Genomic DNA, 13,993 nt, shown 5'->3' on the forward strand with positions numbered 1-13,993 from the left:
TTTTTCGGATGCTTTCGGTTCCGGTTTCCATCGCAGCGCCTTCGGGTGGGGCGCCGGCGATCGCGGATCTCCTGCGACCGGCGTGTTTTCCAGAACCTACCCGACCGGCCGCTGCCGCCCGCCCTCCGCAGCGACAATCCCTCTGACGCCGCGCGCCGCATCGATTGGCGCGCTCGTGCTGACCTGAGCCGCGGGCTGACTTGGAGACGACCTGATGACCCTATCCTTGATTCAGTATCGCGGCGCCGATGGCCTGCGGGGCGTGGCGGCGCTGCGCGACGGCGGTGCGCCGCATATCGTACCGGGCGCCGAGACGACACTGGCATTGGCACGGCGGGCGATTGCCGAAGGCGCCACGCTGGCCGCGCTCGTCGATGCCGCCGGGGAGGGCGAAGCGCTCGACCTCGGCACGGTGGAGCTGCTTGCGCCGATCGACCATGCCGATCCTGCGCATCTGCTGATGACCGGGACCGGCCTCACCCATCTCGGCTCGGCCGAGGGCCGCGACAAAATGCACCGCGCGATCAGCGACGCCGCCCAGCAAACCGATTCGATGAAGATGTTCCTGATGGGCGTCGAAGGCGGCAAGCCGGAGAACGGAGCCGGCGTGCAGCCTGAATGGTTCTACAAGGGCGACGGCTCGCAGATCGTCGCGCCGGGCAGCCCGCTGCCGTCTCCCGCCTTTGCCCTCGACGCGGGTGAGGAGCCGGAAGTCGCGGGAGTCTATCTGATCGCCGGTGACGGTATGCCCGTCCGGCTCGGCTATGCGCTCGCCAACGAATTTTCCGATCACGTCACCGAGCGTGGCAATTATCTGTGGCTCGCGCATTCCAAGCTGCGCCCCGCGGCGCTCGGCCCCGAGCTGCTGCTGGGCGACCTACCCGCGCATGTCGAGGGCACCAGCCGCATCGTTCGCGACGGTGAGACGATTTGGGAGAAGCCGTTCGTCTCCGGCGAGGCCAACATGTCGCACAGCCTGGCCAATCTGGAACATCATCACTTCAAATACGACCTGTTCTGCCGACCGGGCGACGTCCATGTCCATTTCTTCGGCACGGCGACCCTGTCATTCAGTGACGAGATCAAGACGCAGGCCGGGGACGTGTTCGAGATTTCCGCGGCACCCTTTGTGCTCCCGGTCCGCAACCCGATTGCCGCCGCCGAGCCGCGCACCGTGGCCGTCCGCGCACTATAACGGCCATTCGCTGGCCGATCAGCCGAGTAGAGATCGTCTGGCGATCGCGCGCTGCTCGAGTTGGTCGCCAATACGCTCATGCGCTGCCGGCAGATTTCGGTCGAACCATTGGTAGAAAAATCGCCGGCTCAGGCCTGCATCGCGCTCCGCGTGTCCTCGAGCGCGAGGTCGACGAGCACGCGCATCGCGTCGCGGGCGGCGTCGGCGTCCTGCGCGGCGATGGCGTCGTAAACGCGGGCATGGTCGGGTATCGGGTTGCGCGGTAGGGCGCGCTGGCGTTGCTTGAACTGGGTCGTCCACTTGACCGCCGCTCCGACGGTGGCGGAGAGCGCGACGAGGGCGTCATTGTGGGTCGCGCGCAGGATGGCGTTATGAAAGTCGCGGTCGGCCGCGCACCCCTCCTCGGTCGCGAGCGTATGCCGGCGCATCGCAGCCACAGCATCCTTCATCGTCTTGAGCTCGACGCGGTCGCGGCGTTCGGCCGCGAGTGCGGCAGCGGCGGGCTCGACGATTGCGCGCAGCTCGAACAGGGAGCGGACATAGTGGGTGTCGGGCTCCCCCGCGAACGCCCAGGCGAGGACATCTGGATCGAGCAGGTTCCAGCGGTCACGCGGGAGGATGCGGGTTCCCGCCTTGGGTCGGCTCTCCACCAGCCCCTTGGAGACCAGCACCTGCACGGCCTCCCGATAAGCGCTGCGCGAGACATCGAGCGCTTCGGAGAAGGCGACCTCGCCAGACAAAATGTCCCCCGGCACATATTCGCCGGAGACGATCGCGGTGCCGAGCTTGCGGGCGATGGCGCCGTGCAGCCGGCGGCCCGTGCCGCGAGGTTGCCGCGCTCCATCGGGGCGACGCCGCGCTGAATCGAGCGCGGACATTTCATCCGTCATTCTTATCTCCCCTCGCTCCCTTATCAGTTCGACGCTTGCGATCAAACGACGATTGCATTGGCCGTACTACGCTAATATGTCGGAGTAGTTGCCGCAATGGTGACGGTGGAAAGCCGGCGCAGCGGTGATGGGGAGGACAAGTTGACGGTACGGGTCACGACGATGCTGGGTGCACTCGCGATTGTCGTCGTGACGGCGTCCACCGCGACGGCGCGAGACAGCGCCACCGCGACCGTCCGTGCGGATATGTCCCGGCCGATCTACGGCACGCGCACCTTCACCCAATTCGTCGAGCATCCCGGCGATGGCCTTTATGAAGGTCCAAGGGTCGGCCCGGATTCGTCTGCGCGCGCGGCCGCGGTCGCTGCGTCCGCGCCGCCGGGTACGCCGCTCAATGCCCAGTTGACGGGCGACCTTGTGCCGACGCACGATCCGGTCATCATCCGCGAGGGCGATACCTATTATGTCTTCAGCACGGGCAGCGACAATGGGCGCTTCGTTCGCGCAAAGACGTCCAAGGATCTCGTTCACTGGACAGCGGCGGGCGCGCTGATCGATCGCCTGCCCGACTGGGCGACCCGGGCCGTGCCCGGCACGCAGGACATGTGGGCGCCTGACATCTCCTATGTGAACGGACGCTACCGGCTTTATTACGCGGTCTCCACTTTCGGGTCGAACCGCTCGGCGATCGGCCTGTTCACTAGCCCGACACTAGACCCCAAGGCGCAAGGCTATGGTTGGCGCGACGAGGGGCTGGTCGTGATGTCGACCGAGCGGAGCGATTTCAACGCGATCGACCCCAATTTCGTGATCGATCGGGAGGGGCGCCACTGGCTCGCGCTCGGCAGCTTCTGGACCGGGCTGAAGCTTTTTGCGCTCGACCCGAAGACGGGCAAGTTGGCCAAGGAGGGTGAGGCGCCCCGTGCGATCGCGCGCCGCCCGGTGCCGGCCGGCGCGCCCGATCCGGTCGAAGCGCCGTTCATCATCGATCACGGCGGCTTCTACTGGCTGATCGCCAGCTACGACTATTGCTGCAAGGGCGTCGCGAGCACTTATTATACCGTCGTCGGCCGTGCGCGCGCGATCATCGGGCCATATCTTGGCAAGGACGGCAGCGCGATGATGCGGGGTGGGGGCACCATATTGCTGCGCGCCGACCTGCCCGAAAAGGAACGCTTTCGTGGGCCGGGCCATGTTGGGGTGCTGCGCGACCGCGGCACCGATTATCTCGCCTACCATGCTTATGATCGCGAAAAGAACGGCGCGCCGACACTCAGGATCGCACGGATTCACTGGGGTGCGGACGGCTGGCCGCAAGCGGAGGATTGATGTGATGCAAGAGCTTTCCCGGCGTAATTTCCTGGCGGCGGCCGCCGCCACTTCCGCCGTACCCGCCTTCGCCCGAACCTCATCCGCGCCGACGATTGTCAATCCGGTCGTCAGGCAGCGGGCTGACGCCCAGGTGTTTCGCCACCACGATGGCTGGTATTACATGACCGGGTCAGTTCCCGAATATGACCGGCTCGTCCTGCGCCGGTCGCGGACGTTGGAGGGCCTCTCCACGGCACGTGAAGCGGTGCTGTGGCGGCATCTCGCCAGCGGACCGATGTCCGGCTTCATCTGGGCGCCGGAATTACACCTGATCGACGGTAAGTGGGTCATGTATTTCGCCGCAGGACCCAGCGGTGGCGGCGAGGACGTGTTCCGCATCCGCACCTACGCGATCGAATGCGACGGCGCGGACCCGATGACGGGCAAATGGTCGGTGCTCGGCCAACTGCAAACGGCGTGGGATACTTTCACGCTCGATTCGACGAGCTTCGTCCATCGCGGCAGGCGCTATCTCGCCTGGGCGCAGCGCGAGCCGGGGATCGAGACCAATTCCAACCTCTATATCGCGCCCCTCGCAACCCCGCTGACGCTTGCGGCCAAGCCTGCACGGCTATCGGTCCCGACGCTCGACTGGGAAGTGCAGGGGTTCAAAGTCAACGAGGCGCCGGCGGTGCTCGCGCGAAACGGCCGGCTGTTCATGACCTATTCCGCGAGCGCGACCGACGCGCGCTATTGCATGGGGATGCTCTCCTGCCGCGACGCCGCCGACATCATGGACCCGGCGAACTGGACCAAGTCGCCCGTGCCGGTCTTCAAGACCTCGCGCGAGAACAAGGTGTTCGGCCCCGGGCATAACAGTTTCACCGTTGATGAGCGCGGACGCGACGTCCTCGTCTATCACGGGCGCGATTATGAGAAGATCACGGGCGACCCGCTGTTCGACCCCAATCGCCATACGCGGATGCAATATTTCCGGTACCACGCCGACGGCACACCCGATTTCGGCGTGCCGGTCGCCAATGGCCCGTTGCGATCGCGGCGATGATCCTCTCCTCTCGCCCGGCGAGACCCCGGTCGCTTGCGCTGCCCATTTTGCGCCCGGGCGAAGATGTGGCGGATGTCCGACGATATCTGGGATGAATGGCCGCTGATCGAGGCGCAACTAGCCCTGCGTGGAGAAGTGCAGCGCCTATAGGCCGCTGGCTCGACGCCGACATGCTGCCGCTCGGGCGCCTGGTCCTGCCGAGCGCGACACGCTCTTCACCGCGAATAGCCGAAATGCGCCCATTCGCAGCGCGCTCTAGTCGGAGCGATTAACGTGCGGCGATTCGGCGGTCCGCTCGTGAAACACCGAAAGCCGCAACATTCCGCTTGCGAACCGGCGCGACTCGACTTATTTATGTCGGAGTAATTAGCGTCGTCAGAACGCATCCCATTGCCATCTCTGGGGGAGGATCACGTGGCACCCAAGCCTTTCATCTTAGCATCGGTTTCCATCTTCGCGTTGTTCGCGGCGGCGAATGCCTCGGCGCAAGCGCAATCCCAGCAGCCCGGCCAGGCGGGCACGACTGAAGATCAGACCGGAACTCCCGCGGGTGGCGCGGCCCCCGGCGATGCCGCCGCCGCCAACGGCGCTGACAAGGATATCGTCGTCACCGGCGTCCGCGCCAGCCTTCAGGGTGCGCAGGCGATCAAGCGCAACGCTTCGCAGGTGGTCGACTCGATCGTCGCCGAGGATATCGGCAAATTGCCTGACAATACCGTGTCCGACGCCTTGCAGCGCGTGACTGGTATCCAGGTTTCGCGCAGCGGCGGCGAGGTCGGAACCGTGTTGGTCCGCGGCCTGCCCGACATCGAGACGCTGATCAACGGACGTGAGACGTTTACCGGCACCGGCCGGGGCGTCGCGTTGCAGGACATTCCGGCGGAGCTGGTTGCTGGTGTCGATGTCTACAAGACCAACCTGCCCGAACAGATCGAGGGCAGCGTTTCGGGCACGATCGACATCCGGTTGCGGCGGCCGTTCGACTTTGACGGATTGCAGATCGCCGGCGGCGCGCGCGGGATCTATTCGGACCAGCGCGGCAAGGGCAGCTACATCCTCAGCGGCCTGATCAGCGACCGTTGGACGACCGGAATCGGGGAGTTCGGTATCCTGGTTGCGGCCTCGTACAACAATCGCAAGTACGAGGATCAGACCGCTTTCAACTTCGGCTTCAATCCGCTGTCAGCGACGGATCCGACCCGGATCCCCGACACGGTGGGCGGCCTTGTCACCGACGGCAATCGTACCCGTCCGTCCGTCAACGTCGCGCTGCAGTGGCGACCGACCCCCAACCTCGAATTCTACCTGGACGGTCTCTATACGGGGTATCGCCAGGACTATGATGTCGACTTCTTCGTCGGGCTGCCCAAGGCGGGAGGCGTGACCGTCACCAGCGTTCAGGATGGTTCGGCCGGAAGCGATACCGGTGGCCCCGTGGCGCACACGATCACCACGCTCAACAACTTCACGATCACCAGCAAGCAGACCTTTCATCAGGTCACCGACGGATATCAGGCGAACTTCGGGACGCGCTACACCACCGGCGACACGGTGCTGTCGGGCGAGATCACCTACAACAAGAGCAAGGTGACCAGTCGGCAATATGTCGTCGATACCGCCTTTGTGGTTCCCCGGATCGACTATAATTTCGACAACGACCGGACGCCGAGCGTCAATTTCAACGGGTTCGACATCAGGAACCCGGCAAATCTCAACTTCTTGACGTTGTTCGATAACGCCAATGTCGCAACCAGCGAGCAATATGCTGCGCATGCGGACGTTCTCCACACGTTCAACGGCGGTTTCCTCAAGAACTTCAAGATCGGCGCGCGCTACGCCGAACGCACCGGCAATTCGGCCGGCACGCCGACGGGCGGCTACGGGCTGGGCTTCACGCCGACGGCGAATTACGCGAACTTTTCGACAAATTCGTCGGACAACATCATTGACGGCCGGGTGGGCATCGACGGCTTCGCGCTGACCTCCAGCAGCTGGATCCGCGGCAATATCGACACCTTGCGGGCGCTTGCCGGCCGGCCGGCCGGAGCACCCGCGTTCGACCCCGCGCAGGTCTTCTCGCTGAAGGAACGTGTGTTCGCCGCCTACGCCCAAGCCCAGTTCGGGGCCGATCTCGGATCGATGCCGTTCGAGGGAACGATTGGTGTCCGCGCCGTGAATACAGCGACCGACTTGAACGCAATCCGGGTGACGAACCTGGCCGCCACGCCGACCTCGCCGGCGCAAACCGTGCTGTCTCCGATCAACGGCAAGCGCAACCAATTGGACTGGTTGCCCAGCTTGACGCTCAAGCTGCGCCCGACCGACCAAATCGTTCTGCGGGCGGTCGCTGGAAAGGCGATCCTTCGGCCGCAATTCGCGGCGCTCAATCCGGCGATCAGCCAGGTCGAAACGGGAGCGACGGGCAACCAAGGATTCTACGGCACGGCCTCGGGCGGGAATGCCGACCTTCGCGACGTCAAGTCGACCAATATCGACCTGACCGCGGAATGGTATTTTTCGCGCACAGGCTCGTTCACGGTCGCCGGCTTCTACAAGAAGCTCGATGGCTACATCCAGAGCGACTCCGCAGCGGAGCAGCTGGTCGCCTCGAACGGCACGCTTCAGACCTTTCTGGTGACTCGCCCGCGCAACACCAGCGGTGGTCAATTGAAGGGTGTCGAAATATCCTACACGCAATTCTATGATTTCCTGCCCGGGCCGTTGAGCGGCTTCGGCGCGCAGGCCAGCTTCACCTATTCGGACGGGCACGTGAACGATCCGGTCACGGGCGTGCGCCGCGACATCGTGCCGCTGTCGAAATATTCCTACAACCTCGTTGCCATTTACGAGAAGTACGGACTCTCGGCCCGCCTCGCCTACAATTGGCGCAGCCGCTATACCGATAGCTATTCGGATGCTTTCGCAGGCGGACGTGTGGTTGTTTCGCCGGTCGCCTTTCTCGATTTCTCCGCCAGCTACGCGATCAACAAGAACATCACCATCACGGTCGATGCGACCAACCTGCTGGGCGAAACCTACCACGACAATTTCGGGACCACGACCTTTGAGCCCCGCGACACTCGCCAATATGATCGCACTTTCGGCGGTGGGCTGCGCTTCAAGTTCTGACGCGAGAGGTTGGCAATGAGGCGCCTGTCGATCCGGTCGGGCCTCTCATTGGCAGCCGTCGCGCTGCTGTCGGCGGGGACGTCCGCAGCTCTCAGCGCGCAAAGACCCGCGCCGGCTGGCATAATCGCGGACCACATGACCGGCGATATCACTGGCGTGCATGATCCGGCGATCATCAAGGCCGGCGACACCTTTTACGTATTCAGCACCACCCGGCCCGATGACGGGGGACAGATTCCGATCCGCACCTCCAAGGATTTGCTCAGCTGGCGGCGGGCAGGAACCGTGTTCGACGCAGTGCCGGATTGGGCGAGGCGGATGATCCCGTCCGCGCGCGGGCTTTGGGCGCCGGACATCTCCTATAGCGGCGGCCAGTATCGGTTATACTACGCCGTGTCGTCGTTCGGCAGTAACGTCTCGGCGATTGGCCTTGCCACTTCGCCGGCACTTGATCCTGCCGCGCCGGGCAAGGGCTGGACCGATCGGGGACTGGTGGTCCGCTCGACCCGCGCCGACGATTTCAACGCGATCGACCCCAACGTTTTCACCGACGGCGATGGCCGATCGTGGCTGACGTTCGGCAGCTTCTGGACGGGAATCAAGATGGTGCGGCTCGATCCTGCAACGGGACTGGCGTCGATCGAAGACAAGACGATATATTCTTTGATCCGGCGGCCGAATCCGGACGCGGTGGAAGCACCCTTCCTAATTGCCCGCGGCGGCTATCATTACCTGTTCGCATCCTACGATTTCTGCTGCCGAGGGTCCGACAGCAGCTATTACACCGTGGTCGGTCGATCGAAGGACGTGACGGGGCCGTATCTGGACTATGACGGCAAGCCGATGAGCAAAGGATATGGTCAGATCGTGCTTCACGCCAAGCTCGATCCGAGCGGCCGGTGGCGAGGACCGGGGCACGTCGCCATCCTGGCTGACGGCGGACGCGACTTTCTCGTCTATCACGCCTACGACGCGCGGAACAAAGGTGTCCCGACGTTGAGAATCCAGGCGCTTGGATGGACCGCTGACGGTTGGCCCGTGGCGCACTAGCGTCGGCTGGTCGACTGAGCGACGACGGCTTTCAAGGACGTTTCGTGCGGCATCGAAGACCGTGACTAGGGCGCATTGCGGACGGTTAGGTCGATACCCGAGCGATGAACGGTACCGGCGCCAATCGCGGTGTCGGCTTGCTCAGTTCAACTTTCCCCTGCTGACAGTCTTCAGCCCGCGGTTCTGACAAAATATTACACTCTGATGTACGTGAAATACCAGACCTCATGTCCTTGCCGTCGCGCCTTGCGTTCGTAGCGCGTCTCGGGCCAGTCGTCGGGGCGGGTCAGAAAATCGCGCGGCGTCTGCGCGGTCCAGACGAAGTCGTGGCGGCGGTTCATCACCATCATCGCCCAGCGGCAATAGGTCGGATCGTCGGTACCCAACCGGAATTCATGGCAAGGTTTGAGCTTGGCGGCGATCAGGTCGAGCGGGCCGTCATTGACCATCCGGCGCTTGGCGTGGCGCGCCTTGGGCCAGGGATCGGGGTGGAGGAGGTAGACGCGGGTCAGACTGGCGTCGGGCAGCCGCTCGAGCACATCGAGCGCGTCGCCCATGTGCAGCCGGACATTCTCCAGGCCCTGATCGCGGATATGGCCGAGCGCGCCGACCACGCCGTTGAGGAAGGGCTCGCAGCCGATGAAACCGTGATCGCGCCGCGCCGCTGCCTGGCCCGCGAGATGCTCGCCGGCGCCAAACCCGATCTCCAGCTCGAGCGGGCGATCATCACCGAACAAGGTGCGCGCGTCGAGCGGACCGGTTTCCGGGACCTCGACGGCGGGCAGCAGCTCTTCAACCAAGGCCGACTGGCCCTGGCGCAATTTATGTCCCTGGCGCCGGCCGTAGAGGCGCCGGATGGTGGTCGGATCGTTCATTGTGGGCCCGCCTAGAACCAGATGTGTCGAAAGCCAATCGGCGCCGCCAACGAAGAAGGGCCGGGGATCGCTCCCCGGCCCTTGCGTGATCCGTTGATCGGATCAGGATCAGGCCAGTGCGGCCTTGAGGTCGTCGACCAGGTCGGTGCGCTCCCACGGGAAGAAGTCACCTTCGGGCTTGCGGCCGAAGTGACCGTACGCCGCGGTGCGCGCATAGATCGGCTTGTTGAGGCCGAGATGCGTGCGGATGCCGCGCGGGGTCAGGCCGCCCAGCTTCTCGATCTTGCCGATCGCCGCTTCCAGCTTGTCGTCCTCGACCGTGCCGGTGCCATGCGTATCGACATAGAGCGATAGCGGCTTCGACACGCCGATCGCATAGGCCAGCTGGATCGTCACGCGCTGGGCGAGGCCGGCCGCGACGATGTTCTTCGCCAGATAGCGGGTGATATAGGCCGCCGAACGATCGACCTTGGTCGGATCCTTGCCGCTGAACGCGCCGCCGCCGTGCGGCGAGGCGCCGCCATAGGTGTCGACGATGATCTTGCGGCCGGTCAGGCCGGCGTCGCCATCGGGGCCGCCGATCTCGAAGCTACCGGTCGGGTTGATGTGATAGACGGTCTCGTCGCTGAGCAGGCCTGCGGGGATCACGTCGGCGACGACCTGCTTCACATAAGCGTGAAGCTCGGCTTCCTTCTCGCCTTCGTCATAGCCCTTGCCATGCTGGGTCGAGACGACGATCGCGGTGGCGGCGACGGGCTTGCTGCCTTCATAGCGCAGCGTGACCTGGCTCTTGGCGTCAGGCTCGAGGAACGGCGCCTTGCCGGAGTGGCGGTCGGCCGCCATCTGCTCGAGAATCTTGTGGCTGTAATAGAGCGTCGCCGGCATCAGGTCGGGCGTATCGTTGGCGGCATAGCCGAACATGATACCCTGGTCGCCGGCGCCTTCGTCCTTGTTGCCGCTGGCGTCCACGCCCTGCGCGATATGCGCCGATTGCGGGTGGAGGTTGTTCTCGAAGCGGAAGGTTTCCCAGTGGAAGCCGTCCTGTTCGTAGCCGATCCGCTTCACGGTATCGCGGACCGCCTTCTCGACCTCGTCGCGAACGCCGGGTGCCCAGTTACCGGCCTCGTCCATGATGCCCTTGCCGCGGATTTCACCGGCCAGCACGACCAGCTGCGTGGTGGTCAGCGTCTCGCAAGCGATGCGCGCTTCGGGGTCTTTCGACAGGAACAGGTCGACGATGGCGTCGGAAATCTGGTCGGCGACCTTGTCGGGATGGCCCTCGGAGACCGATTCGGACGTGAAGAGATAATTGGAACGCATTGAGTTTCCTCTGGGGTCTGGCGGAAAGCCGGGCCGTTGCCATGCCCATATAAAGCTTTCCTTATATGAGGCTGCGGGTCCTAGCGAGCGAGCCGCCGGATGGCAATCGCGCAAATGAGCAGAATCGCCGAGACGATCAGCGCCACCCAATTGCCGAGGCGCGAGAAGAGGGTGGGGGAGCCGCGCATGACGCTGCCCTCGATCGCGCCGGCCTGGCCTATCGGGATGCTCTGGCGGACGTTCCCGTCGGGATCGATGATCGCCGAAATACCAGTCGGCGTCGCGCGCACGATCGAGAGGCCTTCCTCGATCGCGCGCAACCGCGCCTGGGCAAGGTGCGCGGGCGGGCCGAGCGTGCCGAACCAGGCATCGTTGGAGGGGTTGAAGATGAAGTTGGGCCGATCGGCGGGGTCGACCACGTGACCGGAGAAGATCACTTCGTAGCAGATCAGCATGCCGACCTTGCCGAGGCCGGGGATGGTCATCGTGCGCGGGCCGGGGCCGGGGATGAAATCGACATCGCCGGGGACGAGCCGCGACAGGCCGATCGCTTCGAGCACAGGACGCATCGGCAGATATTCGCCATAGGGCACCAGATGCGCCTTGTCGTAACGACCATGGAGTTGCGCATCGGGGCCGATCACCGCGATCGAATTGGTCGCGGCGATCATATTCTCGGTGCGCCTGTCGAAATACATGCCCTGCGTGCCCGTGAGGATAGCGTCATGGTCGCCGAGCAGCGCGGCCATCCGGATGCGCGCGGTCTGTGCGCTTCCCATCAGGTCGTAGACATAGCGGGGATAACCGTCCTCGACCGGAAAGCGGATCGCGCCTTCGGGCCACAGGATCAGGCGCGGATGATCGGGATTGGGTTTCCCCGACAATCGCGCGAGTGCCTGAAAATTGGCTTCGGCGTAATCGGCGGTCGGCTTCGCTTCTTCAGCCAGGTTGGGCTGGACGATCCGGACAGAGGCCTGCGGGTCAGAGCGATGCCGATCGATGCTCGCGGGCGCTAAGGAATAGGCCATGAGGGCGATCAGGAGGACAATCGCGGTATAAGCGCGACGATCCACGATGACCACCAGCAAGCAACCGCTCGCCACCACGACGACGCCCGACAGTGCATAAGTGCCGATATGGGCGGCCAGACCAGCCCATCGCCCGGCTGACATCGATACCGTCGCCAGCGGATCCCAAGGATAGCCGGTGAACATCGTTCCACGCAGATACTCGGTCGCGATCCAGGCGGCGCCAGCGACCAGCACAAAGGCGGTATCGACGCGCGGCGCCGGATCGCCTCTTGCCGCCGGACTCGCGAGTCGCCAGGCCAGTCCGGCGGCGAGCATCGGGAAGAGAGCGAGATAGGCAGCGACAAGAACCACCGCGAGATAGCCGAGCCAAGGCGGCATCGCGTCCTGAAATTCGAACGGCTGCTGGATCCACAAATTGGCAATGGCGAAGTGGCCGAGCCCGAACAGCCAGCCTATTCCCAAGATCTGCCTAATCGAGCCGGCACCATGGATGAGGAGCAGCCAGACCGCAAACCCGGCCAAGGTCAGCGGCCACCAGTTCCATGGCGCAAATCCGAGCGCGGACACGGCGCCGAGGGCGAGGGGAAAGAGACGACGTAGCCACGTCATGATGACAGCACCGGCCATTCCATCCTTCGTCATGCCGGGCTCGTCCGGCATCCACCGAGCAGCGGGCGCCGCGCATGTCGCCTATGCGGAACGGCGGACCCCGGCACAAGCCTGTCCTCAGCGCCGCCGCAGGCGGCGTCGAAGGGCCGGGGTGACGTTTGGGATCGGGCGGAGTAGTCAGTCGTCATGCTTCGACCCTTCCATCTCGCCTTTCCCGTCCACGATCTTGGCGCCGCGCGCGCCTTTTACGGCGGCACGCTCGGCTGTCCGGAGGGACGCAGCTCGGACAGCTGGATCGACTTCGACTTGTTCGGGCATCAGATCGTCGCGCATCTCGATCCCGCGGCGAAACCGGTCGCGGTGTCCAACCCGGTAGACGGTCACGACGTGCCGGTGCCGCATTTCGGCGTCGTGCTGACGATGGACGCGTGGCGGGCGTTGGCGGACCGGGTAAAGGCGGCGGGAGTCACCTTCGGAATCGAGCCGCATATCCGCTTCGTCGGCCAACCGGGCGAGCAAGCCACGATGTTCTTCCTCGACCTGTCGGGGAACGCGCTGGAGTTCAAGGCGTTCGCCGATGACGCGCAATTGTTTGCCACATGAACACGGCGGGATTCTTCGCGACATGAGCGATCCGATCGTTGTCGAGGTGTCGCACAAATTGGGGCTGGCAGAGGCGCGGCGGCGAGTCGATGCGGGCATCGGCAAATTGTCGGGCTGGTTTCCCGGCGGGGCCGAGGTCGAGCATCACTGGACGGCTGACGTGCTCCATTTCACCGTCGCGGCGATGGGGCAGCGCGTCGTCTCCAGTCTGGAGGTGCGCGGCGACCGAGTGATAGCGACCGTGGACCTGCCGCCATTCCTGGCGCTGTTCGCCGACCGCATCCGCGCGAAGCTCGCCAAGGAAGCACCCAAATTGCTTGAATAAACTTGCTCGTCAGGACGTCTGAACTTCGATCACCCCGGCGCGCAGCAGCGCGTCCGCGGTGCGCGAGAATTCGGTGACTAAAGTTTCCAGCAACGGCTCGAGCGCGCGGGTCTGGATGGCGCCGGGCACCACCGTCACGCCGCCGCGCGGATCCTCGATCAACAGGCCCGACTCGATCATTTGCGCGACGTGCCGGCGCACTGTCTCCCTCGCCAGGCCGGTCGCGGCGGCGATCGCGCTGCGCGACATCGGCACGACCCATTCGCGCGGCAGTATTGCGGTTGCCGTATACTCGCGTGGCACGCTGCGTTCGCGCATCAATTTCTGGATGTTACCGACCGATACCGTGCAGTAAATCAGCACGGCCGTGGGACTTTCGCCGTCATGCCCGGTGAAGGTGTGGTGCATCGACAAGAACAAATTGGTCAGCGCGAACATGGCGGTGCGCCAGTGATCGCTCATGCCCTCGGGAACCGTAGCAACGCGGTCGCCAGCAGCCATATGACTCACTCCCGCCCCCGCAGTGACCCATTTTGGGCAGTTAAGATACAATCGTCAACGCATGAATCGGGCAAGTTGGTGTAAAGCA

The 13,993-nt window shown here is 64.3% G+C and carries 11 protein-coding genes and 1 pseudogene; 7 read left to right on the forward strand and 5 right to left on the reverse strand.

The window, feature by feature from the left end; all coding sequences use genetic code 11:
* Window positions 1–214: 214 nt before the first annotated feature.
* Window positions 215–1,195, forward strand: coding sequence for an AraD1 family protein (gene araD1, locus AC1DSD_RS03150; protein ID WP_478028438.1), 981 nt, complete (start codon window positions 215–217; stop codon window positions 1,193–1,195).
* Between the two features lie 128 nt (window positions 1,196–1,323).
* Here the strand turns inward: araD1 and AC1DSD_RS03155 are convergent, their stop codons facing one another.
* Complete coding sequence (locus AC1DSD_RS03155; protein ID WP_478028439.1) at window positions 1,324–2,073, reverse strand: FadR/GntR family transcriptional regulator; 750 nt, start codon at window positions 2,071–2,073, stop codon at window positions 1,324–1,326.
* A gap of 153 nt (window positions 2,074–2,226) precedes the next feature.
* On the opposite strand from AC1DSD_RS03155, the gene AC1DSD_RS03160 reads away from it, so the two are divergent.
* The 4 genes and pseudogenes from AC1DSD_RS03160 (at window position 2,227) to AC1DSD_RS03175 (ending at window position 8,641) form a co-directional block, all read left to right on the forward strand.
* Window positions 2,227–3,414, forward strand: coding sequence for an arabinan endo-1,5-alpha-L-arabinosidase (locus AC1DSD_RS03160; protein ID WP_478028441.1), 1,188 nt, complete (start codon window positions 2,227–2,229; stop codon window positions 3,412–3,414).
* Window positions 3,415–3,418: 4 nt separating this feature from the next.
* Window positions 3,419–4,456: pseudogene (locus AC1DSD_RS03165) on the forward strand (glycoside hydrolase family 43 protein); the annotation flags it as partial.
* Between the two features lie 420 nt (window positions 4,457–4,876).
* Window positions 4,877–7,591: a TonB-dependent receptor gene (locus tag AC1DSD_RS03170; protein ID WP_478028442.1), complete on the forward strand. Its 2,715-nt coding sequence runs from the start codon at window positions 4,877–4,879 to the stop codon at window positions 7,589–7,591.
* Between the two features lie 135 nt (window positions 7,592–7,726).
* Window positions 7,727–8,641 (forward strand): arabinan endo-1,5-alpha-L-arabinosidase, encoded by a 915-nt coding sequence (locus AC1DSD_RS03175; RefSeq protein ID WP_478028444.1) that lies wholly within the window; start codon window positions 7,727–7,729, stop codon window positions 8,639–8,641.
* A gap of 194 nt (window positions 8,642–8,835) precedes the next feature.
* On the opposite strand, the gene trmB is transcribed toward AC1DSD_RS03175, so the two are convergent.
* The 3 genes from trmB to lnt all read right to left on the reverse strand — a co-directional run bounded on the left by trmB (window position 8,836) and on the right by lnt (window position 12,509).
* A complete protein-coding gene (gene trmB, locus AC1DSD_RS03180; RefSeq protein WP_478028445.1) occupies window positions 8,836–9,516 on the reverse strand; it encodes a tRNA (guanine(46)-N(7))-methyltransferase TrmB in 681 nt (226 codons plus the stop codon).
* 108 nt (window positions 9,517–9,624) lie between these two features.
* Window positions 9,625–10,836, reverse strand: a complete 1,212-nt coding sequence (metK, locus tag AC1DSD_RS03185) for a methionine adenosyltransferase (RefSeq protein ID WP_478028446.1) — start codon at window positions 10,834–10,836, stop codon at window positions 9,625–9,627.
* Between the two features lie 80 nt (window positions 10,837–10,916).
* Window positions 10,917–12,509 carry an apolipoprotein N-acyltransferase gene (gene lnt / locus AC1DSD_RS03190; protein ID WP_478028448.1) on the reverse strand — a complete coding sequence of 531 codons (1,593 nt, stop codon included), beginning with the start codon at window positions 12,507–12,509 and terminating at the stop codon, window positions 10,917–10,919.
* Window positions 12,510–12,662: 153 nt separating this feature from the next.
* Here lnt and AC1DSD_RS03195 point away from each other — a divergent pair, with 153 nt between their 5' ends.
* Together AC1DSD_RS03195 and AC1DSD_RS03200 are read left to right on the forward strand one after the other, a co-directional pair.
* Window positions 12,663–13,079 carry a VOC family protein gene (locus tag AC1DSD_RS03195; RefSeq protein ID WP_478028449.1) on the forward strand — a complete coding sequence of 139 codons (417 nt, stop codon included), beginning with the start codon at window positions 12,663–12,665 and terminating at the stop codon, window positions 13,077–13,079.
* 22 nt (window positions 13,080–13,101) lie between these two features.
* The gene (locus tag AC1DSD_RS03200; RefSeq protein WP_478028451.1) at window positions 13,102–13,404 is read left to right on the forward strand and encodes a polyhydroxyalkanoic acid system family protein; all 303 of its coding nucleotides are present in this window, start codon (window positions 13,102–13,104) and stop codon (window positions 13,402–13,404) included.
* Window positions 13,405–13,413: 9 nt separating this feature from the next.
* On the opposite strand, the gene AC1DSD_RS03205 is transcribed toward AC1DSD_RS03200, so the two are convergent.
* A complete protein-coding gene (locus tag AC1DSD_RS03205; protein WP_478028452.1) occupies window positions 13,414–13,905 on the reverse strand; it encodes a hypothetical protein in 492 nt (163 codons plus the stop codon).
* Between the last annotated feature and the right edge of the window lie 88 nt (window positions 13,906–13,993).

The sequence above is a fragment of the Sphingomonas sp. P4_D12 genome (assembly GCF_056401895.1).